Genomic DNA, 23361 nt, shown 5'->3' with positions numbered 1-23361 from the left:
GCATCAGTTGCCAGTCAGCGTGGCAACATTCGCAATTGGCGTCAGGCCACCTGCAATAAGCGAGATCGATTTGCTCCACTGTGCGTAGGGCGCTTCAGTCACGTAGATCGTGTCATCGTCGCGGATTACGAAGTCGCGCGCGATGAACAGACCGTTGGGTGAGGTCAGGTTCAGCAGGTAAATCATGCGCTGATCACCCTTCAGATCAGCACGGCCTGTGATGCTCCGGGCCACGCTCTCGCGTTCCTTGCGCAGGATGAAGATGCCTGTTGGATCCGACGACAGAGTTAGGAGGCCGCCCACCTGGGCAAGGGCTTCGAGCGCGGACAAGTCCTGGCTTTCAAATGCCACGCGGGATTGGCCGCCAGTGGCGCCGAGGGCGATGTAAGACCTGCTGTCTTCTTCCACGAGGATCCTGTCACCACCGCGCAAGGCTACGTCCAGCTTGGGGTTCCGGTACAAATCTTCGTACCAGACGGTGCCCTTTTGGCCTCCACGGATCAGGGTCACCAGTGCAATGTCAGACGCCACCGAGACGCCACCCGCCTGAGACAGCATACCCAGCAAGGACCGGGTCGGCCGCTCGATTGGGTAGATGCCGGGTGCTGCGACTGTGCCGGTCAGCGAGACAGTAGACCCGTCGCCAGCAGCGCGTCGTACTTCGACCTGAGGGTCTGGCGTCTGTTCCTGCAACTTGTTTGTGATCAGAACACGCAGTTGTTCCGGTGTGTTTCCGGCAGCCCGCAAACGACCTGCATAGGGGACAAAGATGAAACCCTCGCTGTCGACCTGCACCTCGTCCAACGCCGTTGCTGCACCCGTTTCGCTGGACAGAAGGCCATCGTCAACGTTTTCCCAGATGGTCAGGCTAAGGACGTCGCCGGGGCGCACGGTATCAGCAGTCAACGTCTGGGCGCTGCTAAACGACGAGGAAAAGCCGTATTGCGGGGTCGAGGACGTGGCACGCGTCACCCGGTCATCGACTTCGACAACAAATGCGTTGCCGCCGTTTTGAACGGCTCCCGCCAGAATTTCGGATTTGTTCGGTCCGGATTTCGGAAGCTGGCACGCCGCCAGAAGGCCGATTGCGGCCACAAGGGAAGCCCCCCGCATCCAACGCATAGGAGAGATGTTCACTGCCGAATATCCTCAGTCTTTTTTTACTTGGGCGCAGATTAGCGGGTCAGGCGCTTAACTTCCAGTCACAGAGTGGCCGTGTCCTTCAACGATTTTCAACTGTGGCGTCCGGGCCGCGTTCTTGTTGAGGATCGATTGATAGGGGTCGGTGGCCGTCAACATCATATCTGCGGCACGTCGCAAAGCCTGCCGTCGACCACGTCGGGAATAGAACCCGCCGGGCACTTGACTGGTCTCCAGAAGGAACTGCCGGTAACACCTGTAGGCATCGCTGTCCGGGTGCTTGGGGGCCGCGAAAAAGGCAGCGATAGGTTGCTGCGACACAAATTCCGGCTTCTCATAAACCGACCGCCCGAATGTTCGCAGCGGAATGCCGCGCCACAAGACCTGCTGACCTGCCGTCGAGTTTACGGTGACAGCCGAGTTCGCATCGTCCAGAAGCTTGGCAAGCTTACCGCCGGGCACATAGTGAATTCTGTCCCGGATGCCATTTCTTCTGGCGCTTTCCATCGCGTGACGGCGCAAGGGCTCTCGGTGGTTTTCCAGCGGGTGTTCTTTGATGACCAACCTGTGATGGGCTGGTGCGCCTTGCGCGAAGCCTTCGATCACGTGATCCAGGAATTCACACATGCCAGAATACCCGGAATGTGCCTGGACTGAGCTGTCATGCCCCAACTGCAGCAAGACAAGGTGATAAGGATAACCGCCCCGTCTGACCTGAGCCGTTGCAACGCTGCGGCGCAGCCGGTGAAAAGGCATCAAAATCAGGCGTTTGAAGTAAAGTCTGAACTCTTGTGATACGGGCAGTTCCCTATGTCGGCGGAAGTTTTTGTATCGCCCGTTCCGGAACATTACGAACCAATGATAGAGGGCGCCGTAGAAGATATGCTGCCGCATATCCCCCCAATGTGAGGGCGGTGGAGGCGATTTGCTGTCCGCGACTTCCAAAGCCTGCTGCATTTGTTCGGCATCCAGGGACATGAGCCGAGAGTTCCCGTTTGACCCGTTGCGCTCATAAGTGATCCACCATGGGCGCAGATAACCCTCCTCGAACACATGAACTATAACGCCACGCGCCTTCGCAATTTGAACTGCCTGAGCGTGAACCGGGCGGGTGTCCCCGTACAGTACGATATCGGTAACGCCCTTATCCTCCATGATCCGGCAAAGGGTATCAGGCCAGTTTTCTTGTCGTTCTAGGAACGGTAAAAAGCTTGCCTTTTCGAACCAGAATGCCTGATCACCGGCATTGAACCCAACGCGCCAGACCTGAGCCCCAGCGGCGCGCAGCATTTTTCCCAGCGCCGAGAAAAACGGCCCATGTGGTCCCTGCAGAAACAGGAATACGCGATCTTTTGGATCTAAGGGCGTATGCTGCATTTGGACTGCTCGTTTGGTTTTATTGTCGAAACTATGCCCGTTTGGGCGAGGCACGGCAAGGCAGGGCTTGCTCGCGCGGTCTGATAGGCTTACCTCGGCGGTGAGACACGTACAGCGTAGGGACTGAGGGTTAACGGAATGTTTACAGGGATCGTAACCGACATGGGCACCGTCACTGAACTGGAGCAGAAGGGAGACCTGCGCGCACGGATCAAAACAGCCTATGACACGTCCGGTATTGATATCGGGGCTTCGATTGCCAGTGATGGCGTGTGCCTGACCGTGATTGCACTGGGGGATGATTGGTATGATGTACAGATAAGCGCTGAAACTGTGTCGAAAACCAACCTGGATACGTGGACTGTTGGTAAACGCGTCAATCTTGAACGTGCGCTGAAGGTCGGCGACGAGTTGGGTGGCCATATCGTGTCCGGTCACGTGGACGGGGTGGCCGAGGTTGTTGCCGTCGAAGATGAAGGCGACAGCACCCGTGTGACTCTGCGCGCGCCCAAAGACTTGGCGCGGTTTATCGCCCCAAAGGGATCGGTTGCGCTGAACGGAACCTCTCTGACGGTCAACGATGTGAATGATTGCGATTTTGGTATCAACTTCATTCCGCATACCAAAGAGGTGACCACCTGGGGCGACGTTCATGTAGGTGATCGTGTCAACCTTGAGATCGATACGCTGGCCCGCTACGTCGCGCGTTTGGCCGAGATGTCCTGATACGTCGCGTCGCGCCCGATCTGCGCCGTTTGCAGGCTGGCCTTTGGGGTCTGAGTGGTCTATGCCGCCGTGCAAACATGCCATCTGAAAGGCTGCCCCATGAGCTTTGAAACCCCAGGACCGGTCGAGGCCCAGCTGCGCGACGCGATCAGCCCGATCGAAGACATCATCGAAGAAGCGCGTGCCGGCCGGATGTATATCCTCGTCGACCACGAAGATCGTGAGAATGAAGGTGATCTGGTCATTGCCGCTGAATTCGCCGATGCCGAGGCAATCAACTTCATGGCGACCCATGGGCGCGGCCTGATCTGTCTGCCGATGACAGCCGAACGCGTGGATGCGCTGGGGCTGCCGATGATGGCCGTCAACAACTCGTCCCGGCACGAGACGGCCTTCACCGTATCGATTGAAGCGCGCGAAGGCGTCAGCACTGGAATTTCCGCTGCTGATCGTGCGCTGACCGTGGCCACCGCGATCAATGAGCAGAACACAATGGCGCATATCGCGACGCCCGGCCATATCTTCCCATTGCGGGCCAAGCGGGGTGGGGTGCTGGTACGCGCGGGCCATACAGAGGCAGCCGTTGATATCTCGCGTCTGGCAGGGTTGAACCCGTCCGGCGTAATCTGCGAGATCATGAAGCCCGACGGCACCATGGCGCGTCTGCCTGACCTGGTTGAGTTTGCGCAAGAGCATAACATGAAGATCGGCACGATCAGCGACCTGATTAGCTATCGTTCGCGCAACGACAATCTGGTGGTGGAAACATCGCGTCAGACTGTTACGTCTGAGTATGGCGGCGAATGGGAAATGCGGATTTTCACGGACCAGACTCATGGCATCGAACATGTCGTGATGATCAAAGGCGACATCGCCACGCCCGAACCGGTTCTGACCCGCACGCACGCGCTGCACGAAGCGCCGGATATCCTGGGCCTCGGGCCGAAATCTTCGCGCGAGTTGCCCCGTGCGATGGAAAAGATCGCCGAAGAAGGGCGCGGTGTCGTCTGCCTGTTCCGGCAACCACGCAACTCGCTTTATGCCATCGATGATGATGGCCCACGCACCATCAAGCAAACTGGTCTGGGCGCGCAGATCCTGTCCAAGATGGGCATTCAGGAGCTGGTGCTGCTGACCGACTCGCCTGAAACCGTGTATTTGGGGCTCGACGCGTTTGGCCTGTCCATCGTGGGCACCCGTTCGATCCTGAAGGAAGACTGATTATGGCTGAACAAGACAAATACGGCATTCTGCCGACACCCAGTTTCGACAAGCCGGTGAAGCTGTTGATCGTGGCGGCCCCGTTCTATCGCGCGATTGCCGACAACCTGATCGCCGGAGCCAAGGCCGAGATCGAAGCGGCCGGCGGTACCTGCGAGGTGGTTGAGGTTCCGGGCGCGCTGGAGATCCCGACCGCCATCGCGATGGCCGATCGCCAGTGCAATTTCGACGGCTATGTCGCGCTGGGCTGCGTCATTCGTGGCGAGACCACGCATTATGAGACCGTCTGCAACGACTCGAGCCGCGCGATCCAATTGATGGGTCTGCAAGGGCTGTGCATCGGCAATGGCATCCTGACGGTTGAGAATGACGAACAGGCCGAAGTCCGCGCCAATCCAGAAAAGATGAATAAAGGCGGCGGGGCTGCTGCTGCGGCCTTGCATCTGATCGCACTCAGCCGTAAGTGGGGCTCTTCCAAAAAGGGCGTTGGTTTCAAGCCGCCGTCCGAGTCCATCCTTGTGGCGGGCGACAACAACGGACCCACGACAGCATGACCCAGACAGACGCGCCGAAGCCGGCCAACCAGAAACGCCTGATGAAATCCGCCGCCCGGCTTTATGCCGTGCAGGCGCTGTTCCAGATGGAGCAAACGGGCCAGACGACGGAAGCCGTCGTGAATGAGTTTCTGGATCACCGTTTTGGCGCCGTCTATGAGGGCGAAGAAATGCTGGACGGCGATATCAGCGTGTTTCGGTCGCTGGTCGACAACGCGGTGAACTTTCAAGCGCCGATCGATCAGATGACCGACCGCGCTCTGGTTGCCAAATGGCCGATTGCGCGTATTGACCCGACATTGCGTGCCTTGTTCCGCGCAGCTGGGGCAGAGCTGACCCAAAGCGACACGCCGCCCAAAGTGGTCATCACCGAGTTCGTTGACGTTGCGCGTGCCTTCTTCCCCGAGGGCAAAGAGCCCAAATTCGTCAACGCCGTATTGGACCACATGGCACGTGAGGCTCAGCCCGAGGCGTTCTGACGCCTTTACCGTCGCCTCCCAAGCGCTAGACTTCTGATATCAGCGCAAGGAGAGATACGATGCCGAAACTGATCCGTCTGTATATCACGCAAGTCGCTTGGGGTTTTGTCATCTCGGCAGTGTTTGTCGGCGTACTATTGGCGCTGAACGTGGCGAATCTGCGCCACCTGATCACCGGCTCGGAAATCGGCCTGATCGCGCTGGTCATGATCTGGTTCATGAATGGCATCGTCTTTGCCGGGGTGCAATTTGCCTACAAGATCATGAGCATGGCCGAAAAGCCCGGTGGTCCACGGCGTGGATCGCCTGTCGTGCACAGCTTCAAGCCTGCACTTGCCAAGCAGGAAGCCCGCGCAGAGCGCTGAAATTCAGGGAAAATTGCGGCGGGACCACCAGTCAACCGTGCGGTGTGATTCCCGAGGACCTGTATGTACAGGTGGGCGCCAGGTAATCAGGCCAGGACCTGAACAGAGCCAGCCCCCTCGGAATTGCTTAAGGCCACCAGAATGCTACCTGTCACAAGAAGGGCAGAACCCGCCACGCGTTTAACTAGGGTGTCTGGCGGGTTCGCACAAGGGGTCAGGCATCAACAGTTTCGTGCAATGCCACGCGCATCTTGCCAAAGTGTTCGTCCCACCCTTTGTCCAAGGCCAGGATCAGTTCGAAGGCATCGGCACCCTGCGGCAAGCCTTCGTGCAGCAGATCAAGACGCGTACCACCGGCCACAGGCTCCAAGGTCCATTTCACGGTGCTTACAGCATCGCCCATAGGTTTCACTGTGAACGTGTATTCAAGATATTTGGGAGGCTTAGCGACGCGAACTTCGCCCCAGATCAGCAAGTCGCCGCTTGTGGTGCCAAACATCTCAAGCTTTTGACCTTCGACCAACGGCCGTTCCGGTTTGTGAAACCATTCCGCCAAATGGCCAGGGTCTGTAAGATAAGCCCATACGGTTTCCGGTTCGGCCCTGAGGAATATTGATTTCTTCAATACAGAATCGGTCATTTTGATTTCCTTTCAACAGCTTCCTTGAGAGAGTTGAGGCGGTCGCCCCAGAACTGGTCAAAATAGCTGAGCCAATCCAGAACAGGGGCCATCCCCAGTGGTTCAAGTCGATTAATGCGTTCCCGACCGCGCACTTCGACCGAGATCAAGCCACCGTCAGAAAGAACAGTCAGGTGTTTCTTGACCGCAGCTCGGGTCATGTCGAACCGGTCGGTCAATTGCCCGATTGTCATGTCCTGAACTGCAAGCAGTTGCACGATGTCCCTGCGGGTTGGATCAGCCAGCGCACGAAACGCGTTTTGAGTTTGGTTTTCCATAAGCACCCTCAAATGAGATACCATTTGGTATCATATTAATGCAGTACCAAAAGGTATCATGTCAAGTCTGAAGGGACGCTTTACTTTTGTTCACTAATTGTTCACATTTGAGAAATGGTTTTGGATTTGCAACCTGGACAGAAACTGGCGCGGGGTGTCGCGCGACACCTTGCGACGCATGGTTTTGTATCTGTTGAGGAATTTGTCCCGGCACGCGGCTTGCGCGTCGATGTGATGGGGTTAGGCCCCAAGGGTGAGCTTTGGGTAATCGAATGCAAATCCAGCCGGGCGGATTATCAGTCAGATTCGAAATGGCAGGGCTATTTGGAGTGGTGTGATAGGTTTTTCTGGGCTGTCGACACTGATTTTCCGGTCGATCTTTTGCCCGCGGAAACCGGTTTGATCATCGCCGACGCGTATGACGCAGAAATTGTGCGCATGTCTCCTGAGGACAAATTGGCCCCGGCACGGCGGAAGAAGATGATCCAGAAGTTTGCAACAGATGCAGCACGTCGTCTGCACGCGCTGCGCGATCCGCGGCTTTAGCGTCAGCCTTTGACGGCCAGAGCGGCTTGGACAGCTGCGCGGATCTCATCCGCGATTTCTTCGGCTTCTTCCGGGTCGAAATCCATCGGAATTTCCACACCGTCAGCTTCGATGAACAAGCGTACCATACCCTGATCGGTTGGGCCGATTTGCAGATTCGCCTGAATGTCGCGTTCGGTATTGATGCCCATCTGTGCCTCCGAGACTGAGCATTCCTGCTAGCGCGCGCAGGGTTGAGAATCAAGTCACCTTTGCGGTCAGATAAATCATGGATGATGTCATACTCAGAACCTTTCAACCTGACGACGCCGCCTGGCTGGTCGAACAGCACGGTACGCTCTATGCGCGCGATGAAGGGTTTGACGACAGTTTCGCGCCTTTGGTTGCACGTATCCTTGACGAGTTCATCGCATCCCACGATCCCACCCGCGAAAAGGGGTGGATTGCAGAGCAGGGCGGGCGACGGCTGGGCAGCATTTTTTGTGTAGGTGTCGATCAACACACCGCAAAACTGCGCTTGTTTCTGGTTGTCCCCGAGGCACGCGGTCATGGGGTTGGGAAACGGCTGCTGGAAGCCTGTACAGGCTTTGCAAGGGACGCCGGTTATCAGGAAATGGTTCTGTGGACCCATGAAAGCCACAGGGCGGCATGTGCGCTGTACAAGGCGTTTGGGTGGGAACTGACAGACAGCAAATCGGTGCATTCCTTTGGGGTCGATCTTGTCGAACAAAGCTGGAAATTTCGGCTTTAATCCTCTTGCATTCCCCCGGCGCGTTCGGTACATCGCCCCTCACGAGTGCCGCCTTAGCTCAGTTGGTTAGAGCGCTGGATTGTGGATCCAGAGGTCCCCTGTTCAAGCCAGGGAGGCGGTACCACTTCTCTCAAAACAGGTTTGTTTTCATGCGACTGCACGCGTTACGCCATTGGAATGGCCTTGAAAGTTGATGCGATGCGCGCGCTGAAGATCAGCGCGCGAGGTTCAGTTTGAAACGCATCTTGGTTTGTCTGGCCACTGGAAGATGCCGGTTCAAGCGCTTGTTGATCATGCCAAAACCCCAGACGATCACCAATGTCAGCAGAATGAAATAGAACGCCAGAATCGGATATGGAACGAACGGGTTGAACGTCTTGTCGGCAAAGTAGCTGGCGTAATACAGCGCGTCTCCGCGTTGTTGCCAGGCTGGGAAAGCCGAGAAGAAAACCAGCGTGGTGGCGTGGAACAGAAAGATGGCCTCGTTTGTATAAGCGGGCCACGCCAGGCGCAGCATAGTTGGCCAGACGATCCGGCGGAAACGAGCCCAACCGGTCATGCCATAGGCATCTGCGGCCTCAATATCGCCTTTGGGAATGGATCTGAGCGCACCATAGAAGATTTCGCCCGAATAGGCAGCGGTGTTCAGGAAGAGCACGATCAGCGCCCCCAGCCAGGCTGAGGTGAAGGCGTCAAACATGGGGTAGGATTTCTTTAGCGACAGGAAGAAGAAGTAGGCAAAGAAGAACTGGATAAACAAGGGCGAGCCACGGAACAGGAAGATGAACCATTCCGAAGGTTTTCGCAGCCACTTGTTCGTCGAGGCTTTGCCGACCGCCAGGGCGGTGGCCAGAAAGAAACCGGTCGCCAGTGCCATGATCCCGAAATACACATTCCAGATCATACCTGACCCGATCAGAGTAAACTGCTCGCACAGGGTGAAATCGTTCTTGGGCAACAGGCGCTCGCCAATGCCAAGAGAACGGAGGCCATAGTCCTGAATGGTCTGCAAGCAGCTCATGCCGTGGTCTCCTTGCGTAGCAATTCACCGCCCGAGGTGGCCTGTCCGTGCGACAGCTTGCGCATCAGTTTTTCCAATCCAATCTCGGATACGCGGGTCATACCCAAATAGAAAATCAGCAGGAACAGGAAGTACCACATGCGCCAGTCGCCGTGGGGATATTGTGTGAATCTGGAGGTCTTGGTGCCACCAAGCTCGCGCGCCCAATAGACGATATCCTCGATCCCCAGCAGGAACAGAAGCGGCGTCGCCTTGATCAGTACCATCCACAGGTTCGACAGGCCGGGCAGGGCATAGACCCACATCTGCGGCACAAGGATGCGCCAGAAAGTCTGACGACGGGTCATGCCATAGGCTTCGGCTGTTTCAAGTTGCGCGTGTGGAACAGCCCGCATACCGCCGAACAGGACGTTGGCGGCAAAGGCCCCGAAAACGATTGAGAAAGTGATGATGGCCAGAAAGAACCCATAAGTTTCATGCACCCATTCCGGCGCTGTTCCCAATGGCAGCTTGGCCGCCTGACACACGATGAAGTCATTTCCCTGACGGATCGGGTCGGTCCATTCGGGGCACAGGATTTTATGCCGCGTCCATTCGAACGCCTGATCCAGGGCAATGACAAAAAACAGGAAGAATGCGATGTCGGGGACGCCGCGCACAATGGCGATGTACCCTTTTCCCAGCCAGCTTAGTGGTGGGAAATGCGACCGGGCTGCCATTGCACCCATAAAGCCAAACGCCAACGCAACAGGCGCGGTCACGGCCAGCAATCCCAATACTTTGAGGAAAGATAAGTAGAAGGACCAGTGGACACCGTTGGTCAGGTAACAAGAAAACCAACGGAATGTTCCGAGCGTGTCTGGATCAGCGCAAAAGGAAAACATGTAGCGTCTTTCGAACGTCGTGCCCGCGTTTCTGACGGGCCAGGTTCGGCGCGACAAACGCGCCGAACCGCTTGATACGGATTAGTTTGTAACGACCGAACCGTCAGCGTTGTAGGTCGGCACGCCTTCGCCGAACCACTTGACGATCAGTTCGTTCAGCGAACCGTCTGCTTTCATCGACGTGATTGCTTCGTCGAACTTACCACGCAGTTCGCCATCCGATTCACGGATGCCCAGGCCAATACCGCCGCCCAGAGGCACGTCATCGCCTACGAAAACCAGCTCACCGCCCGACTCCTCAACGATCGGCACCAGGAAGTCCTTGTCAGCAAAGACCGCGTCGGCTTCACCGTTACGTACGGCTGCGATGGTTTCTTCCGGGGTTGCGAATTCAACCAAAGTCGCGCCGGATTCGGCTACGTGACCGGCCTGAATGGTTGCGGTTTGCGCGGCGACGATACCACCGGCAACATCAACGCCTTGCGCTGCACCGACGTAGGCCGAAGCCGCAGGCGGGAAGTAGTTCTGGGTGAAATCGATAACCTCGTCACGCTCGTCGGTGATCGACATGCCAGCGATGATGGTGTCGTAGTTGCCCGACACTAGGTTCGGAATGATCGAATCCCAGTCGTTCTTAACCCACTCACACTCCAGGTTTGCGCGTTTGCACAGCTCGTCGCCGACCTCACGCTCGAAACCGTCGATCTCACCGGCGTCGTTGATGAAGTTATACGGAGGGTAGGCGCCCTCGGTGCCCATGCGGACGGTGTCGGCCATGGCGATACCGGCAGTCAGCGCCAGTGCCGCGGTGGACAGAATCAGGTTTTTCATTGGTTACTCCCCAGTTTGGTTCTGTATTTGAAGTTAAGCCGCCTGAGTGGCGGAGAGAAAGCCCCGAAGCCGTTCGGATTCGGGTGACGTAAAGATATCTTCGGGCGTGCCTTCTTCCTCGATAAGGCCCTGGTGCAGAAACACCACGTGGCTTGAGATGTCGGCGGCCATTTTCATGTCGTGGGTCACGATGATCATGGTGCGCCCTTCGGAGGCCAGATCCTTAATCACCTTGATGACCTCTTGTTCAAGCTCGGGATCCAGTGCCGAGGTTGGTTCGTCGAACAGCAGCGCCTCGGGTTCCATGCAAAGGCCACGCGCAATGGCTGCACGCTGTTGCTGACCACCGGACAATTGGGCCGGGTAGACATCGCATTTGTCACCAATGCCCACTTTGTCCAGGTACCTTCGTGCGCTGTCTTCCACTTCGGCCCGGTCACGGCCCAAAACGGTCACTGGGGCCTCCATCACATTTTGTAGGATGGTCATATGCGCCCAAAGATTGAATTGCTGAAACACCATCGACAGATTGGTGCGAATGCGCATGACTTGCTTGGGGTCCGCCGGACGGCGCGAATGGCCTTCACCAGACCATTTGACTGGTTCACCCTTGAAAAGAATTTCACCCTGCTGACTGTCTTCCAAAAGGTTGCAGCAGCGCAGCAGCGTCGATTTTCCGGATCCCGATGATCCGATCAGCGAGACCACGTCGCCCCGATGAGCCGTGATATCCACCCCTTTCAACACCTCGAGATTGCCGAAGCTTTTGTGAAGGTTTTTGATTTCGATGACGGGAGCGGTTTCTGTCACGGGCAGTCCAGTGGTTGGTGGTGTTGGTGCGGTACTAGGACCGAAAAAATAGGTCAATGCAATGCGCAAATGACAGAATCAAGACCTCAAACGCCCAAAATGGCCAAATGCATTCGACAATTTGGTCAGCTGTTCGAAAGTAAGGCGTTTGGGGTCGGTGGGTTGGGAACAGACAGGTAATCGGACGCCGGAATGTCCACTAGGCCCCGCAGGTACAGCTGTTGTCGATCCGCGTCCTCTAGGCTTTCAATGGCTGCGCGAACGGCATGCGCGATTTGCGCAGCGTTTTGCCCTTGTGCGGTAATGAAGGGCAACGTTGGGGTCGGCGCGGTCCTCGTCACCTCTTGCACGCGGTCATTCAGGTCAGTGTGATCCTGCAGCAGATGCCATGTTAACGCATCCAACGCGGCAAAGTCGGCTTGTCCCTCGGCCACGGCTTGCGCCGATAGCGCGTGCCCGCCGGTTTCCAAAACTGCAGCGGGGCACAGATTCAACTTTGTCAAATGCGTGATTGGGGCCGCCCAACCGGACTGAGATAGGGCCTCGTTATAGGCAAAGGTGCCGTTCGCCAGATCTGGTAGATCGCGGGCGTCATCCCGACGTTTGACAAAAACCGAGCAGTAATGGCCAGCCGGACAATCGGGCAGGCCATAATCTGGCGTTCCAATCAATTGCACATGACCATGTAGTCGGGTTCGATACGGCATCCCACAGGTCTGAGCCAATATCAGATTCGGGTCCTGCCAGACCTCCCACATGTCCTGATCTCGGGTCAGGTGATCCGGGCCGAAACCCAGATGATTGCGTATCAGCCCCCAGAACCGGTCATTGGCAGCTTGAAGCGCAGGCATGTCGTACATGCCAAGCATTGCAATCACGATTTTGCAGCCCTTTGGCGCGCCAAGGCCGAATCCACGTCGCTTACACCCAACAGGCTGACCACGAGACGCAGCAGAGAATCTTCTTCGCCAGTGCGATGACCGTCAGCAAGCGCTACGGACCACAGGGCCTGGACCACGGCCAGCCGGTCCTCATAGGCGACAGCCTCTTTGATGGCACGGGTAAAGCGGACCGTGTCGGGGGCTTCGGCCTCCAAATCCTCGGCCTGCGCGCGCAATGCAGCGCTTTCGAACGGCGACAGGCCAAAGCGTTCCGCCGAAATGCGGTCGATCCGCGCCATCTCGGTATCGGAATAATCATTGTCAGAACGGGCCAGACGCACCAGCAGGGCCGTCAGGGCAAGGCGGGCGTCGTCTTCGACAAGCGGGTCGGGCTGAGGCTGCGTGAGCCTGGAAAGAAAGTCACTGAACATGGGATAGATATAGCGAGCGCCTACCTCACATCCAAGCGGCTTTGAACGCGTTCACGTGCGGCCTTACTGTCGTTGAAGCTCAACCCCATGGCGACGCGGGCTTCTTCGACGATTTTCATTTCGCCTTCGTCTGTGCTGCCATCAGCCAGAACAACTTCCCAAAGCGCATCCAGCGCGGCCAGACGTTCCTTCAAGTCGGTCGTTTCGCGGATCAGCTTGCCAAAGGTATCCGTTTCCGGCGCAGCTGCGTGAAGCTTTTCGCAAGTCGCACGCACTTTAGCGGCTTCAATCGCGTTATGCTGGTAAAGGCGGGCCAGAATTTTGTCGATCAAACTGATCTCTTCCAGTTTGTAGTCCCGGTCCGCCTGCGCCACACGCACCATGAGCGCGCCCAGGGCAAGCTCGGCATCCGGATCGGGCAGGTGTTTATGTTGAGGCGGTCTGAGCGCCTGAAAGAACTTTTTCAACATAAGGTCAGGTTATTCCATATTTTGTGGTCCGCCAAGCGAAGACTACCTGCCATAGACCTGAATGATCACAAGATTGCCGATCGACAGCAGGCCGCTATGAACTTGCATTCATCGTTTGATGCGTTCAACCAAGAGATGAGGGAAATACTGACCGAAGGCAATGCCATCCCACCAACGGCGCTTAGCCTTCATAGTTCAAAGCCGCCTGCGCCTGCTCGGTCAGCCATTTGATCATCTGACGATAGGGCACAGGCCCGTAACTGACACGAGCAACGCCCAGTTCAGCCAGCTTGGACGTAGCAGGCGTGCCGGGCAGGGCGATGATGTTAACCGGCAAGTTAGTTGCTTCGCACAAACGACCAATCAAAGCTTCGTCTTTCAGGCCCGGTGCAAAAAAGCCGCTGGCACCGGCCGCTTCATAGGACGCGGCCCGCGTGATGGCATCGTCCAGCATAGCCTCGCTGTGGGTCTCTGCAGGAGCTTTGAGAAAGATATCGGTGCGCGCATTGACATAAGCGGGGATGCCCGTGCTGTCGCACGCCTCTCGCATGGCTTCGACGCGCTTGGCCTGAACCGCCACATCATAAAGCCCCGCGCCGCCAATAATCTGATCTTCGAAGTTGAAACCAACCACACCGCAATCCAGAGCGCGTTTCACGTTTTCTGAAATACCCTGCGCGTCTTCGGCATAAGCGCCTTCGAAATCCAGTGTCACCGGCAGATCGACTGCTGCCACAATGCGGCGAGCGTTGTCCAAGGCAGCCTCAAGCGGGACGTTTTGTCCGTCGCTGAACCCCTGAGCCATGGCAACCGGGGCGCTGCCAGTCGCAATTGCCTGCGCACCGGCATCCCGAACCGCACCGGCGCTGCCTGCGTCCCAGATGTTGAAAAGGATGACCGGATCGCCCTGTTTGTGAAGGCTGGTGAAGGTTTTCGCGTTCTGGATCTGGTCGGCCATCGGAACTCTCCTGTTGTAACGTGACCAACAGTTAACGTTACGATGTCCGACCGAGTAGGTTTTTTTTCCTTTGATACGTCACTTTGAGGTGACGGGCCCTGCATCGCTCAATTCCTATCGGACTGAGCTATGCGGGTGATTTGCGGCAAGCCGAATGTAAGCAGCCTATGCCTCGTCCGCTGCCCCAGATACGAATTTCGCACTGAAATTGGCTTCGCCCAGACGCTTCAGCAAGCTCAGTTGAGTGTCCAGCCAGTCCTTATGACCTTCCTCTTCCAACAAAATGCGTTCGAACAGCGTACGTGAACCGACATCGCCGACTTCAGCTGCTTGCAGCGCGGCTTGGGTATAGAAATCAACAGCTTCGGTTTCGTCTTTCAGATCGGCAGAGAACATCTCTTCCAAAGAACCTGCCGCGGCCGGGCTTTTCTGAAACGAAAGCTCGGGCACGCCACCCAGAAACAGGATGCGCTCGATAAACGCGTCAGAGTGGCCCAACTCTTCCTGCATTTCGCCCCGCATCTTTTCGGCTAGAATATCAAGGCCCCAGTCTTCTAGCACATGGGCGTGCAGCTGATACTGATGCGCCGCCGTCAGCTCCATATGCAGTGCTTGTTGGAGGTTGGTGATCGTTGTTGCGTTGCTCATCGGAAATCTCCTGAATCTCTGAACTGTATCCAAGGCGCGAAGCAGAAACTTCGCATCCTCATACAGTTAAGAGGTCAGCCCCCACAAAACAACGTGGGGGTGACAGACCGACACAGCGGCGGATTACACCAGACGCGAGGTGTCTTTTGCAGCGCGCACAAAATCGCGGAACAGCGGGTGCGGGTCAAAAGGCTTGGACTTCAGTTCCGGGTGGTACTGAACGCCGATGAACCACGGATGATCTGACCATTCCACGATTTCGGGCAAACGGCCGTCCGGCGACATGCCTGAAAAGTTCAGGCCCGCCTTCTCAAGCTGTTCGCGATACTTGATGTCGACCTCATAGCGGTGACGGTGGCGTTCCTCGATCTGGGTGCTGCCATAGACGCCGGCAACTTTGGATCCTTCGGCCAGAACCGCGTTGTACGCGCCCAACCGCATGGTGCCGCCTTTGTCGTCGCCGACTTTGCGTTCAACCTTGTGGTTGCCCTGTACCCACTCTTTCAGGTGATAAACAACTGGCTCGAAACGTTTTTTCCCGGCCTCGTGGTCGAATTCCTCTGAACCCGCCTCGGTGATGCCAGCGGCATTTCGCGCCGCCTCGATCACCGCCATCTGCATGCCCAAACAAATGCCCAGATAGGGGACCTTGTGTTCGCGCGCATACTGAGCAGCCTTGATCTTGCCTTCGGTGCCGCGTTCGCCAAATCCACCGGGGACAAGGATCGCGTGGAAGCCTTCCAGATGCGGGGCCGCGTCTTCTGTGTCGAACACCTCGGCATCGACCCACTCGATTTTCACCTTAACCCGATTGGCCATACCACCATGGGTCAGCGCCTCGGCAATTGACTTATAGGCGTCTTCAAGCTGAGTGTATTTGCCGACGATGGCAACTTTGACCTCACCTTCGGCATTGTGGATGCGGTCACTGACGTCTTCCCATTTGGCCAGATCGGGTTTCGGGGCAGGGCTGATCTGGAACGCGTCCAGCACCGCCTGATCCAGACCTTCCCGGTGATAAGCCAACGGAGCGTCATAGATGGTGCTCAGGTCCTGCGCCGCGATCACGCTGTCGGGGCGGACATTACAGAACAGCGCCAGTTTCTCGCGCTCTTTCGTCGGGATCGGACCTTCAGACCGGCAGACCAGAATATCGGGTGCCAGACCGATCGACCGCAGCTCTTTCACCGAGTGCTGGGTCGGCTTGGTTTTCAACTCACCCGACGCTTTGATGTAGGGCAGCAATGTGAGGTGCATAAAGATACACTGACCGCGCGGCTTGTCCTGGCTGAACTGACGGATGGCTTCAAAAAAGGGCAGGCCCTCGATGTCGCCGACGGTGCCGCCGATCTCACACAGCATGAAATCAACCTCATCTTCGCCGATGGCGATGAAATCCTTGATCTCATTGGTGACGTGCGGGATGACCTGAATGGTTTTGCCCAGGTAATCGCCACGGCGCTCTTTCTCGAGCACATTCGAATAAATCCGCCCCGAACTGACCGAGTCGGTTTTCCGCGCTGCTACGCCGGTGAAGCGTTCATAGTGGCCAAGGTCCAGATCGGTTTCGGCCCCATCGTCGGTGACAAAAACCTCGCCGTGTTCGAAAGGCGACATTGTGCCTGGGTCGACGTTCAGATAGGGGTCCAGCTTGCGCAGGCGAACGGAGTACCCCCGCGCTTGCAGCAGCGATCCCAAAGCCGCCGAAGCCAGTCCTTTGCCCAAGGACGAAACCACACCACCAGTGATGAAAATAAAACGCGCCATAGTTTTTCGGCTGCTCCCGTGAGACGTCAAAATCAGCTGCCCGACGGTTCCGAAAAACCGCTGCATCACGGGACTTCACGTATAAAGGATTCGCGCCAAAAGCGCAAGAGAACCGCAAGATGCTGTTGCAGTCCTCTTTCAGGTTTCTAGGTTTTGTGGATCAGTCCGCTTGCGGGATCAGTGGCGCGTTGTCGCCCTGTGCCGGTGGCAGAAGATCATCTGCCGACGGAATCGCCGGAGTGCTTTCTTCGGTGGAAGCCGGAGCCGGAACGCCCAGACGGTCGATCACCGAACTGCCCGACGACTTCTGAGCCGCGAGGATGGTCAGTGTGATCGAGGTCACGATAAAGCAGGCCGCCAGAATCCAGGTCAGCTTGCCCAAGGCGGTTGCCGCTGCGCGACCCGTCATTGCGCCGCCACCGCCGCCGCCCATGCCAAGGCCACCGCCTTCGGACCGCTGCATCAGAACAACGGCAATCAGGCCCAAGGCCAACAGAAGGTGGATGATGAGAACGACGTTTTCCATGGTGGTCCTGTACAGCGTGGCGTGTATCGCGTGGTACTTATGCAAGTTTGTCCGCGGGGGCAAGTCAGGAGTTCACATCACCACACGTGATACATCATATCACGGCAACGGGACTGGACAGAACACCAATGCGTGACGCAGGCTGCGCCGTATGCCACATGACGACCACGACCACCCGCACGCATTGTTACCACCGGAACCCGCTTTGCGCGTCAAGGCGCTGGAAACGATTCTGACCCGTAAAGGGCTGATCGATCCGGCTGCGCTGGATGAAATCATCGACACGTATCAAAACAAGATTGGACCGCAAAATGGCGCGCGGGTTGTTGCCAAAGCATGGAACGATCCTGTGTTTAAGGCGGCTTTATTGGAAGATGCCACACCCGTTGTGGCGGATCTTGGTTATTACGGTCGGCAAGGCGAGCACATGGTGGTTGTTGAGAACACACCCGACCAGCACAACATGGTCGTCTGCACCTTGTGCAGTTGCTACCCGTGGCCATTGCTGGGTATCCCGCCCGGCTGGTATAAGTCTGACGCCTACCGTGCCCGCGCCGTGCGCGAACCGCGTAAAGTGCTAGCCGAATTTGACGTCACTCTGCCCGAGGGTACATCTGTGCGGGTTTGGGATTCGACTGCCGAGATTCGCTACCTCGTTCTGCCCATGCGACCTGAAGGCACAGAAGGGATGAGCGAAGACGAACTTGCCGCGCTGGTGACACGCGACAGCATGATCGGTACCGGCCTTCCCATGGTGTCCTCATGACCCGCGTTCATGACATGGGCGGCCGTTTTGGAGATGGCCCGATTGATCCAGAAGCAGAGGGCGCGCCGGTTTTTGCCGAAGAGTGGCACGCTCGGGCATTGGCGGTGACACTTGCCGCAGGGTTTCTGGGGCAGTGGAACATCGATGTGTCGCGACATGCGCGCGAACGGCTGTCTCCAAAAGACTACGCGCGATTTTCATATTACGAAAAATGGATCTCTGGCCTAGCCGACCTGCTGGTTGAAAAAGGTGTTCTCAGTTTGGATGACCTGCGGGGTGGCGGTGAGGAGAGAGCACACCCGCTGACCGAGAAAGTGCTTAAAGCCGAAGCCGTTTCTGCTGCTTTGGCTAAAGGTGGACCAGCGGACAGACCGTCGAACGTCGCGGTGCTGTACTCTGTTGGGCAAGACGTCATCACGAGTCGACCTGCTGCAAACCGGCTTGTGGATGGGGGCCATACCCGTTTGCCGATCTACGCATCAGGCGCCAAAGGGCGAATCCTGCGTTTGCATGGGACGCACGTTTTACCCGACGCAAACGCCCACGGTTTGGGCGAAGCACCTGAACCGCTGTATGCAGTGGCCTTCCCGGCGTCTGAACTGTGGATCAACCCAGAACATCCCAAAGACGAAGTGGTGCTGGATTTGTGGCAAAGCTATCTGGTTCCAGCATGAGCGAATGCGTCATCCATACGGCCCCGGAACCTGTCTTTGCCGAACCCTGGCACGCGCAGGTCTTTGCTGTCACCGTTGCCCTGAACGAGGCTGGTCGGTTCGGTTGGTCCGACTGGGCAAATCGATTCTCGAATACACTCAAGCGTCATGGCTTTGCGCGGGAACTGGATGGTGGCGACGACTATTTTCACGCTTGGTTGGAAACACTTGAGGACATGCTCGCCGAGCAGGGTGCCGCTCTGCCACAGGATGTGACTGACCTGCACCGGGCGTGGGAAGAGGCTTATCTGACGACACCCCACGGGCATCCGGTGCATCTGCGTTGACCATTGTTCGGGGGCTCTGCCCCCGCCGCCCGTTCCGGGCGACTCCCCCGAGGTATTTCTAGCCAGATGAAGCTGGGGATCCGTCTTCATCTGGCCCCAAATACCTCTGCCGGAGGCATCGCGCATTCGCGCGATTTCAATCTGCGGCGAAAAATCGGTTTCCCTGCCGTTTGTGCCCGGCTATACGAGCCGAGTTTGATTACTCAGCACGAAAAGGACCGGATATGGCCAACGTGGTTGTTGTCGGCGCTCAATGGGGCGACGAAGGAAAAGGCAAGATTGTCGACTGGCTCAGCGAACGGGCGGACGTGATCGCGCGTTTTCAGGGCGGGCATAATGCCGGTCATACGCTGGTGATTGATGGTGAGGTCTACAAGTTGAATGCCCTTCCGTCGGGGGTTGTGCGCGGCGGTAAACTGAGTGTTATTGGCAACGGTGTCGTATTGGACCCCTGGCATCTGGTAAACGAGATTGCCTCGATCCGTCAGCAGGGCGTTGAGATCACGCCCGAGACATTGATGATCGCCGAGAATACGCCATTGATCCTGCCAATCCATGGTGAATTGGACCGTGCGCGGGAAGAAGCTGCCAGCAAAGGCACCAAGATCGGAACCACCGGTCGCGGAATTGGCCCTGCATATGAAGACAAGGTTGGGCGCCGTTCGGTCCGTGTGGCTGACCTGGCGGATGAGGCAACGCTTGAGGCCCGGGTGGATCGTGCGTTGCAGCACCATGATCCGTTGCGCAAAGGTCTGGGCATTGAGCCTGTCGACAGGGACGCCCTGATTGCACAACTAAAGGAGATCGCGCAGGAAATCCTTCCCTTTGCCGCTCCGGTCTGGAAAGTGCTGAACGAAAAGCGCAAGGCGGGCAAACGCATTTTGTTCGAAGGGGCGCAAGGTGCTCTGTTGGACATCGATTTCGGAACCTATCCATTTGTGACCTCGTCCAATGTGATCGCCGGGCAGGCCGCCACCGGCGTGGGAATCGGGCCTGGATCGGTTGATTTTGTTCTGGGTATCGTCAAAGCCTACACCACCCGCGTCGGCGAAGGCCCGTTCCCAACAGAGCTGGACGACGACGACGGCCATCGCCTTGGAACCCGGGGGCACGAATTTGGAACGGTGACAGGCCGCAAACGTCGCTGCGGCTGGTTCGACGCCTGTCTGGTGCGCCAGACCTGTGCGACCAGCGGCGTGAACGGCATCTCTCTGACAAAGCTGGATGTTTTGGATGGGTTTGAAACGCTGAAAATCTGCACCGGATATGAGCTGGATGGCGAACGGCTGGACTATCTGCCCACCGCGGCCGATCAACAGGCACGGTGCACCCCCATCTATGAAGAAATGCCGGGGTGGAGCGAATCGACGGAAGGCGCGCGCAGCTGGGCCGAACTTCCGGCCAACGCGATCAAATACGTACGTCGTGTGGAAGAACTGATTGAATGCCCAGTGGCGCTTTTGTCCACCAGCCCGGAGCGGGACGACACCATTTTGGTGACAGACCCGTTTGCCGACTGATGGCCGAGGAAAAGAAACCGGGACTGAGTTACAAGGCGCGTCGGCGGTGGTCTCTGGTGATCCTTGTTATTGGCTTGCCGCTGTACATTGTGGCTGTGGTGACGGTTGTGAACTGGCTGGATCGCCCCCCGATCTGGGTTGAGCTTCTGGTCTATGTCGTACTTGGCGTTCTTTGGGCTTTGCCGTTCAAGTTCGTTTTTCGCGGCGTCGGGAAAGAAGACCCGGATCAGTCCTGACCCTCTTGAGAAGCCTGTGTCGGGTTCGGCCAACTGAGAACTGCGCGTGCAAATGCGCGGTACTCACTTGTGATTTCTTTGGCCATGCTGAAAGGGGTGGGCCATGGTGTGGTCAGGGTCGCCTCGACCTGACCCGGTACAAGGGTTAGCTCTGCGTTGTGCTTTGCGGCCAGGCGTCTCATTTTCTGATTGGTCGCAAGGCATAGCATATGGACTTCTCTGATCCCTCGGTTTTGAGCGATCGTAATGAGGCGGGATAGCAACGCATCTCCAATCCCTTGATCTTGCCAAGCTTTTTCAACAGTAAATGCCGCTTCGGCGACGTGGTATTTGTGGTCAGGTATCAGACGCAATTCTCCCACGCCGCGTAGACAAGAATCCGGGAAAGCTCCGAAAACAAATGCTGCGTCGGCAAACATATTGGACAGGTAGTCTTGCACCCCCTGCGGCTGAACAGGTGTGCCAAAGCGCGAAAGCAATACGTCCTCATCCAAGCTGTTGAAATGGCTTGAAATTAAAGCGTGATCATGTCTTCGAAGTCGGCGAATTACGATGTCTTGCATAGCACTGCCTCAGTCTGAAACGGATCTCGTGACGAGAGTTTTACCGTGAGACTATACCATAATTCTGCGCTGCAGCATAAACCGTTTTGACGCGCTGCCTGAATAACGGTGCACCTTGCACAGTTGAGTTCGCAAAAAAAGGGCCGGGATTTAACCGGCCCTGCTTGTCTATAGGCGCGTCAGTCAGCCCACTGCGCGTTCATCATCCGGGCGGAAGCCGATCAGATTGGAGGCCGCAAAACGGCCACCGCCGGCTTTCTCGATTTTGCCGTCGCGCAGCAACTGACCGAATGAACGCAGGCTTTCTTCGCGATTGAACTCATCCTGCTTCAAAGAGCGGACTTTGTTCATCAGTTGCGGGCGCGAGAACTGTTCCTGACCTTCAATAAAGGACAGATAAGCTGCTGCTGCTTCCAGAAGGTCAGGCAGTGATTGAGCGCCCTGGTCCTGTGCAAACTGGGCAAAGCCGCCTTCTTCCGAACCGCTGTCTTCCATTTCAGTGGTGACGCGACGGGGCATCACGGGGCCGGTTGGTTCGCTCTGATCGTCAACGCGCTGTTCAGCCACCAGTTTTAGCGGGGCCGGAGCATCTGCTTCCGGACGCGCACTGGTCACCTTCACTTCGGGGCGGCGGGGGCTGACCACAGATTCCAAGTCGCCACGGTATTCGTCGGCCTTTGAGGATGCAGTGTCTGCGTCATCCAGCTCTGCCTCGGTCGCAGCGACAGCTGTACGCAGGTGCGAATAGGTTTCGCGCGCATCGCTGCTGGACGGATCATCCATATGTTCGCCGGTTTTGGCCATCAAACGCTGGACATCCTGATCCGGATCGGCGTCATCCGCCAGTTTTTGGCTCGAGCGCTCAGAGAACTCTGACTCGATCTCGGAAATCTCGCTCAGCAGGTTCTCTTCATCTTCGGCCGTCAACAAACCATGGGTCTGATCGTCCTGTGAGTCCTGGGATGCTTCATCCGAAGTTTCAATCGCCACGTCCTCTACATTCAGGATGTTTGGAACGTCCTCTTCTTCGACCTCGTCTGCTACGTCTTCTTCCAGATCCGCGAACAGCGGTTCGGCAGGAAGTTGCTGCATTTCGGGGGCGTCTTCGAGGCTGTCGACCTGCACGTGCTCGGGGGTCATGGGCACGTGCAGGTTGTCAGCGTCACTCGTTGGGGCTTCTGTTTCGACGGTTTCGGCTTCGTCTTTGTCTTCAGTCTCTTGTGCCTCCGCCGTTACATCCACGGTCAAGTCGTCTGTTTCTTCGGGCTCGAACTCTTCCACAGCAGGTGTCTGCTGTTCTTCGGCCACTGGAGCAGCGGGCTTTTCAAAGTCTTCAGCGCTCAGCGCACCGGCCTCAAAAGCTGCGGCGACTGCGTCCACTTGGGGGGTGGAGCCTGCCAGTAAAGATGTGTCTTCATCTTCGGAGTAAGCCGAAGGGGGAACGTCCGAATGAGAGACGACCGCGCGAATACGCTGCAGCTTAGACGCGATGCTGTCAGCTGCCGGAGGAGAAGTATCTTTGACGGGTTCCGCCTCGGAAAACGCTGTTGGTGTCGGCTGTTCGTGAGTAGGGGTGTGTGCAACAGGCGGAGCGGCGGTGTGCGAAACCGGTTCCTGGTACGTGGCTTCCGGTGTCTGCGTGGCGCGCAGCAGCAGTCCAGATTCGTTCTGGCTTGCTTCTACCCGCTGCGACGCATCGCGCCGGGCAATGCGGGTCAGCATTTCGGCATCAGGTTGAGGGGGCTCTGAGCCGAAATAGCGGTCATCCGCAGCGAGGTCACGAAAATACTCGGCGATGGCTTTCATCGTCTCAAAGGAATCGTCAAATCCTTCCAAAGTGCAGGAGAAGGTTCCATAAGAAACGGTCAATACCTTGTTATTCTGTACCATCAGACGCACGTCCTTTACAAACTACGAGAGCCAGCTTACCCGG

Annotated in this window: 30 protein-coding genes and 1 tRNA gene; 13 read left to right on the top strand and 18 right to left on the bottom strand. The window is 57.0% G+C overall.

Annotated features, from left to right (window positions below; all coding sequences use genetic code 11):
- Positions 1 to 3: 3 nt before the first annotated feature.
- On the bottom strand, positions 4 to 1122 hold the full coding sequence (locus GS646_RS10195; protein ID WP_171183613.1) for a polysaccharide biosynthesis/export family protein: 1119 nt from the start codon (positions 1120 to 1122) through the stop codon (positions 4 to 6).
- 69 nt (positions 1123 to 1191) lie between these two features.
- Complete coding sequence (locus GS646_RS10190; RefSeq protein ID WP_171182624.1) at positions 1192 to 2517, bottom strand: capsule biosynthesis protein; 1326 nt, start codon at positions 2515 to 2517, stop codon at positions 1192 to 1194.
- Positions 2518 to 2655: 138 nt separating this feature from the next.
- Between GS646_RS10190 and GS646_RS10185 the strand changes: the two genes are divergently transcribed.
- The 5 genes from GS646_RS10185 to GS646_RS10165 all read left to right on the top strand — a co-directional run bounded on the left by GS646_RS10185 (position 2656) and on the right by GS646_RS10165 (position 5862).
- Positions 2656 to 3243 (top strand): riboflavin synthase, encoded by a 588-nt coding sequence (locus tag GS646_RS10185; protein ID WP_171089247.1) that lies wholly within the window; start codon positions 2656 to 2658, stop codon positions 3241 to 3243.
- A gap of 99 nt (positions 3244 to 3342) precedes the next feature.
- Positions 3343 to 4464, top strand: a complete 1122-nt coding sequence (ribB, locus tag GS646_RS10180) for a 3,4-dihydroxy-2-butanone-4-phosphate synthase (protein WP_171182626.1) — start codon at positions 3343 to 3345, stop codon at positions 4462 to 4464.
- A gap of 2 nt (positions 4465 to 4466) precedes the next feature.
- The gene (locus GS646_RS10175) at positions 4467 to 5018 is read left to right on the top strand and encodes a 6,7-dimethyl-8-ribityllumazine synthase (RefSeq protein WP_171182628.1); all 552 of its coding nucleotides are present in this window, start codon (positions 4467 to 4469) and stop codon (positions 5016 to 5018) included.
- Positions 5015 to 5497 carry a transcription antitermination factor NusB gene (gene nusB / locus GS646_RS10170; protein WP_171182630.1) on the top strand — a complete coding sequence of 161 codons (483 nt, stop codon included), beginning with the start codon at positions 5015 to 5017 and terminating at the stop codon, positions 5495 to 5497. The genes GS646_RS10175 and nusB overlap by 4 nt, the downstream gene beginning before the upstream one ends.
- A 59-nt stretch (positions 5498 to 5556) precedes the next feature.
- Positions 5557 to 5862 carry a hypothetical protein gene (locus GS646_RS10165; protein WP_171089256.1) on the top strand — a complete coding sequence of 102 codons (306 nt, stop codon included), beginning with the start codon at positions 5557 to 5559 and terminating at the stop codon, positions 5860 to 5862.
- A 214-nt stretch (positions 5863 to 6076) separates the two neighbouring features.
- Here the strand turns inward: GS646_RS10165 and GS646_RS10160 are convergent, their stop codons facing one another.
- Positions 6077 to 6502 (bottom strand): SRPBCC domain-containing protein, encoded by a 426-nt coding sequence (locus tag GS646_RS10160; RefSeq protein WP_171182631.1) that lies wholly within the window; start codon positions 6500 to 6502, stop codon positions 6077 to 6079.
- Positions 6499 to 6819 (bottom strand): helix-turn-helix transcriptional regulator, encoded by a 321-nt coding sequence (locus GS646_RS10155; protein WP_171182633.1) that lies wholly within the window; start codon positions 6817 to 6819, stop codon positions 6499 to 6501. Before GS646_RS10155 ends, GS646_RS10160 begins: the two co-directional genes overlap by 4 nt.
- A 114-nt stretch (positions 6820 to 6933) precedes the next feature.
- Between GS646_RS10155 and GS646_RS10150 the strand changes: the two genes are divergently transcribed.
- Positions 6934 to 7365 carry an MmcB family DNA repair protein gene (locus tag GS646_RS10150; protein ID WP_171174837.1) on the top strand — a complete coding sequence of 144 codons (432 nt, stop codon included), beginning with the start codon at positions 6934 to 6936 and terminating at the stop codon, positions 7363 to 7365.
- A 2-nt stretch (positions 7366 to 7367) separates the two neighbouring features.
- On the opposite strand, the gene GS646_RS10145 is transcribed toward GS646_RS10150, so the two are convergent.
- Positions 7368 to 7556, bottom strand: a complete 189-nt coding sequence (locus GS646_RS10145) for a DUF6324 family protein (protein ID WP_171089264.1) — start codon at positions 7554 to 7556, stop codon at positions 7368 to 7370.
- A gap of 77 nt (positions 7557 to 7633) precedes the next feature.
- Here GS646_RS10145 and GS646_RS10140 point away from each other — a divergent pair, with 77 nt between their 5' ends.
- Together GS646_RS10140 and GS646_RS10135 are read left to right on the top strand one after the other, a co-directional pair.
- Positions 7634 to 8116: a GNAT family N-acetyltransferase gene (locus GS646_RS10140; protein ID WP_171182635.1), complete on the top strand. Its 483-nt coding sequence runs from the start codon at positions 7634 to 7636 to the stop codon at positions 8114 to 8116.
- A 47-nt stretch (positions 8117 to 8163) separates the two neighbouring features.
- A tRNA-His gene (locus GS646_RS10135) sits at positions 8164 to 8240 on the top strand.
- A 90-nt stretch (positions 8241 to 8330) separates the two neighbouring features.
- On the opposite strand, the gene GS646_RS10130 is transcribed toward GS646_RS10135, so the two are convergent.
- The 11 genes from GS646_RS10130 to secG all read right to left on the bottom strand — a co-directional run bounded on the left by GS646_RS10130 (position 8331) and on the right by secG (position 17343).
- Positions 8331 to 9137: an ABC transporter permease gene (locus GS646_RS10130; RefSeq protein WP_171182637.1), complete on the bottom strand. Its 807-nt coding sequence runs from the start codon at positions 9135 to 9137 to the stop codon at positions 8331 to 8333.
- Positions 9134 to 10021 carry an ABC transporter permease gene (locus tag GS646_RS10125; protein WP_171089270.1) on the bottom strand — a complete coding sequence of 296 codons (888 nt, stop codon included), beginning with the start codon at positions 10019 to 10021 and terminating at the stop codon, positions 9134 to 9136. The genes GS646_RS10130 and GS646_RS10125 overlap by 4 nt, the downstream gene beginning before the upstream one ends.
- A gap of 81 nt (positions 10022 to 10102) precedes the next feature.
- Positions 10103 to 10852, bottom strand: coding sequence for a transporter substrate-binding domain-containing protein (locus tag GS646_RS10120; RefSeq protein WP_171646767.1), 750 nt, complete (start codon positions 10850 to 10852; stop codon positions 10103 to 10105).
- Positions 10853 to 10885: 33 nt separating this feature from the next.
- Complete coding sequence (locus GS646_RS10115) at positions 10886 to 11662, bottom strand: ATP-binding cassette domain-containing protein (RefSeq protein WP_171182639.1); 777 nt, start codon at positions 11660 to 11662, stop codon at positions 10886 to 10888.
- Positions 11663 to 11787: 125 nt separating this feature from the next.
- Entirely contained in the window at positions 11788 to 12540 is a 753-nt protein-coding gene (locus GS646_RS10110) for a PhnD/SsuA/transferrin family substrate-binding protein (RefSeq protein ID WP_171182641.1), read from the bottom strand.
- Positions 12537 to 12974 (bottom strand): TerB family tellurite resistance protein, encoded by a 438-nt coding sequence (locus GS646_RS10105; RefSeq protein ID WP_171089278.1) that lies wholly within the window; start codon positions 12972 to 12974, stop codon positions 12537 to 12539. Before GS646_RS10105 ends, GS646_RS10110 begins: the two co-directional genes overlap by 4 nt.
- A 20-nt stretch (positions 12975 to 12994) precedes the next feature.
- Complete coding sequence (locus GS646_RS10100) at positions 12995 to 13444, bottom strand: TerB family tellurite resistance protein (RefSeq protein WP_171182643.1); 450 nt, start codon at positions 13442 to 13444, stop codon at positions 12995 to 12997.
- A 181-nt stretch (positions 13445 to 13625) separates the two neighbouring features.
- Positions 13626 to 14402: an isocitrate lyase/phosphoenolpyruvate mutase family protein gene (locus GS646_RS10095; protein WP_171182644.1), complete on the bottom strand. Its 777-nt coding sequence runs from the start codon at positions 14400 to 14402 to the stop codon at positions 13626 to 13628.
- A 165-nt stretch (positions 14403 to 14567) separates the two neighbouring features.
- A complete protein-coding gene (locus tag GS646_RS10090; protein WP_171089284.1) occupies positions 14568 to 15050 on the bottom strand; it encodes a bacterioferritin in 483 nt (160 codons plus the stop codon).
- Between the two features lie 123 nt (positions 15051 to 15173).
- Entirely contained in the window at positions 15174 to 16817 is a 1644-nt protein-coding gene (locus GS646_RS10085; protein WP_171089286.1) for a CTP synthase, read from the bottom strand.
- 160 nt (positions 16818 to 16977) lie between these two features.
- Positions 16978 to 17343 carry a preprotein translocase subunit SecG gene (gene secG / locus GS646_RS10080; RefSeq protein WP_171174800.1) on the bottom strand — a complete coding sequence of 122 codons (366 nt, stop codon included), beginning with the start codon at positions 17341 to 17343 and terminating at the stop codon, positions 16978 to 16980.
- Positions 17344 to 17494: 151 nt separating this feature from the next.
- Here secG and nthA point away from each other — a divergent pair, with 151 nt between their 5' ends.
- From nthA to GS646_RS10055, 5 genes are all read left to right on the top strand, one after another.
- Complete coding sequence (gene nthA, locus GS646_RS10075) at positions 17495 to 18109, top strand: nitrile hydratase subunit alpha (protein ID WP_171646769.1); 615 nt, start codon at positions 17495 to 17497, stop codon at positions 18107 to 18109.
- Positions 18106 to 18783 (top strand): nitrile hydratase subunit beta, encoded by a 678-nt coding sequence (gene nthB / locus GS646_RS10070; protein ID WP_171646772.1) that lies wholly within the window; start codon positions 18106 to 18108, stop codon positions 18781 to 18783. Before nthA ends, nthB begins: the two co-directional genes overlap by 4 nt.
- Positions 18780 to 19109, top strand: coding sequence for a nitrile hydratase accessory protein (locus tag GS646_RS10065; protein ID WP_171182650.1), 330 nt, complete (start codon positions 18780 to 18782; stop codon positions 19107 to 19109). Before nthB ends, GS646_RS10065 begins: the two co-directional genes overlap by 4 nt.
- 224 nt (positions 19110 to 19333) lie before the next feature.
- A complete protein-coding gene (locus GS646_RS10060; RefSeq protein WP_171182652.1) occupies positions 19334 to 20629 on the top strand; it encodes an adenylosuccinate synthase in 1296 nt (431 codons plus the stop codon).
- Positions 20629 to 20865, top strand: coding sequence for a DUF2842 domain-containing protein (locus GS646_RS10055; RefSeq protein WP_171089298.1), 237 nt, complete (start codon positions 20629 to 20631; stop codon positions 20863 to 20865). Before GS646_RS10060 ends, GS646_RS10055 begins: the two co-directional genes overlap by 1 nt.
- Here GS646_RS10055 and GS646_RS10050 read toward each other — a convergent pair.
- Together GS646_RS10050 and GS646_RS10045 are read right to left on the bottom strand one after the other, a co-directional pair.
- Entirely contained in the window at positions 20856 to 21428 is a 573-nt protein-coding gene (locus tag GS646_RS10050; RefSeq protein WP_171182656.1) for a GNAT family N-acetyltransferase, read from the bottom strand. The genes GS646_RS10055 and GS646_RS10050 overlap by 10 nt on opposite strands.
- A gap of 183 nt (positions 21429 to 21611) precedes the next feature.
- The gene (locus GS646_RS10045) at positions 21612 to 23318 is read right to left on the bottom strand and encodes a hypothetical protein (protein WP_171182658.1); all 1707 of its coding nucleotides are present in this window, start codon (positions 23316 to 23318) and stop codon (positions 21612 to 21614) included.
- Positions 23319 to 23361 lie beyond the last annotated feature (43 nt).

The sequence above is a fragment of the Ruegeria sp. HKCCD4315 genome, assembly GCF_013112245.1.
Classification (GTDB): Bacteria; Pseudomonadota; Alphaproteobacteria; order Rhodobacterales; family Rhodobacteraceae; genus Ruegeria.
Note: the sequence above shows the minus strand (reverse complement) of the source record. Positions and strands in the feature narration are given on the sequence as shown.

What these genes read in the sequence shown, in the direction of transcription:
- GS646_RS10195 (WP_171183613.1), bottom strand. Translation starts at nt 1,122, where the DNA reads ATGCGTTGGATGCGGGGGGCTTCCCTTGTGGCCGCAATCGGCCTTCTG.
- GS646_RS10190 (WP_171182624.1), bottom strand. Translation starts at nt 2,517, where the DNA reads ATGCAGCATACGCCCTTAGATCCAAAAGATCGCGTATTCCTGTTTCTG.
- GS646_RS10185 (WP_171089247.1), top strand. Translation starts at nt 2,656, where the DNA reads ATGTTTACAGGGATCGTAACCGACATGGGCACCGTCACTGAACTGGAG.
- ribB (WP_171182626.1), top strand. Translation starts at nt 3,343, where the DNA reads ATGAGCTTTGAAACCCCAGGACCGGTCGAGGCCCAGCTGCGCGACGCG.
- GS646_RS10175 (WP_171182628.1), top strand. Translation starts at nt 4,467, where the DNA reads ATGGCTGAACAAGACAAATACGGCATTCTGCCGACACCCAGTTTCGAC.
- nusB (WP_171182630.1), top strand. Translation starts at nt 5,015, where the DNA reads ATGACCCAGACAGACGCGCCGAAGCCGGCCAACCAGAAACGCCTGATG.
- GS646_RS10165 (WP_171089256.1), top strand. Translation starts at nt 5,557, where the DNA reads ATGCCGAAACTGATCCGTCTGTATATCACGCAAGTCGCTTGGGGTTTT.
- GS646_RS10160 (WP_171182631.1), bottom strand. Translation starts at nt 6,502, where the DNA reads ATGACCGATTCTGTATTGAAGAAATCAATATTCCTCAGGGCCGAACCG.
- GS646_RS10155 (WP_171182633.1), bottom strand. Translation starts at nt 6,819, where the DNA reads ATGGAAAACCAAACTCAAAACGCGTTTCGTGCGCTGGCTGATCCAACC.
- GS646_RS10150 (WP_171174837.1), top strand. Translation starts at nt 6,934, where the DNA reads ATGGTTTTGGATTTGCAACCTGGACAGAAACTGGCGCGGGGTGTCGCG.
- GS646_RS10145 (WP_171089264.1), bottom strand. Translation starts at nt 7,556, where the DNA reads ATGGGCATCAATACCGAACGCGACATTCAGGCGAATCTGCAAATCGGC.
- GS646_RS10140 (WP_171182635.1), top strand. Translation starts at nt 7,634, where the DNA reads ATGGATGATGTCATACTCAGAACCTTTCAACCTGACGACGCCGCCTGG.
- GS646_RS10130 (WP_171182637.1), bottom strand. Translation starts at nt 9,137, where the DNA reads ATGAGCTGCTTGCAGACCATTCAGGACTATGGCCTCCGTTCTCTTGGC.
- GS646_RS10125 (WP_171089270.1), bottom strand. Translation starts at nt 10,021, where the DNA reads ATGTTTTCCTTTTGCGCTGATCCAGACACGCTCGGAACATTCCGTTGG.
- GS646_RS10120 (WP_171646767.1), bottom strand. Translation starts at nt 10,852, where the DNA reads ATGAAAAACCTGATTCTGTCCACCGCGGCACTGGCGCTGACTGCCGGT.
- GS646_RS10105 (WP_171089278.1), bottom strand. Translation starts at nt 12,974, where the DNA reads ATGTTCAGTGACTTTCTTTCCAGGCTCACGCAGCCTCAGCCCGACCCG.
- GS646_RS10100 (WP_171182643.1), bottom strand. Translation starts at nt 13,444, where the DNA reads ATGTTGAAAAAGTTCTTTCAGGCGCTCAGACCGCCTCAACATAAACAC.
- GS646_RS10095 (WP_171182644.1), bottom strand. Translation starts at nt 14,402, where the DNA reads ATGGCCGACCAGATCCAGAACGCGAAAACCTTCACCAGCCTTCACAAA.
- GS646_RS10090 (WP_171089284.1), bottom strand. Translation starts at nt 15,050, where the DNA reads ATGAGCAACGCAACAACGATCACCAACCTCCAACAAGCACTGCATATG.
- GS646_RS10085 (WP_171089286.1), bottom strand. Translation starts at nt 16,817, where the DNA reads ATGGCGCGTTTTATTTTCATCACTGGTGGTGTGGTTTCGTCCTTGGGC.
- secG (WP_171174800.1), bottom strand. Translation starts at nt 17,343, where the DNA reads ATGGAAAACGTCGTTCTCATCATCCACCTTCTGTTGGCCTTGGGCCTG.
- nthA (WP_171646769.1), top strand. Translation starts at nt 17,495, where the DNA reads ATGCCACATGACGACCACGACCACCCGCACGCATTGTTACCACCGGAA.
- nthB (WP_171646772.1), top strand. Translation starts at nt 18,106, where the DNA reads ATGACCCGCGTTCATGACATGGGCGGCCGTTTTGGAGATGGCCCGATT.
- GS646_RS10065 (WP_171182650.1), top strand. Translation starts at nt 18,780, where the DNA reads ATGAGCGAATGCGTCATCCATACGGCCCCGGAACCTGTCTTTGCCGAA.
- GS646_RS10060 (WP_171182652.1), top strand. Translation starts at nt 19,334, where the DNA reads ATGGCCAACGTGGTTGTTGTCGGCGCTCAATGGGGCGACGAAGGAAAA.
- GS646_RS10055 (WP_171089298.1), top strand. Translation starts at nt 20,629, where the DNA reads ATGGCCGAGGAAAAGAAACCGGGACTGAGTTACAAGGCGCGTCGGCGG.
- GS646_RS10050 (WP_171182656.1), bottom strand. Translation starts at nt 21,428, where the DNA reads ATGCAAGACATCGTAATTCGCCGACTTCGAAGACATGATCACGCTTTA.
- GS646_RS10045 (WP_171182658.1), bottom strand. Translation starts at nt 23,318, where the DNA reads ATGGTACAGAATAACAAGGTATTGACCGTTTCTTATGGAACCTTCTCC.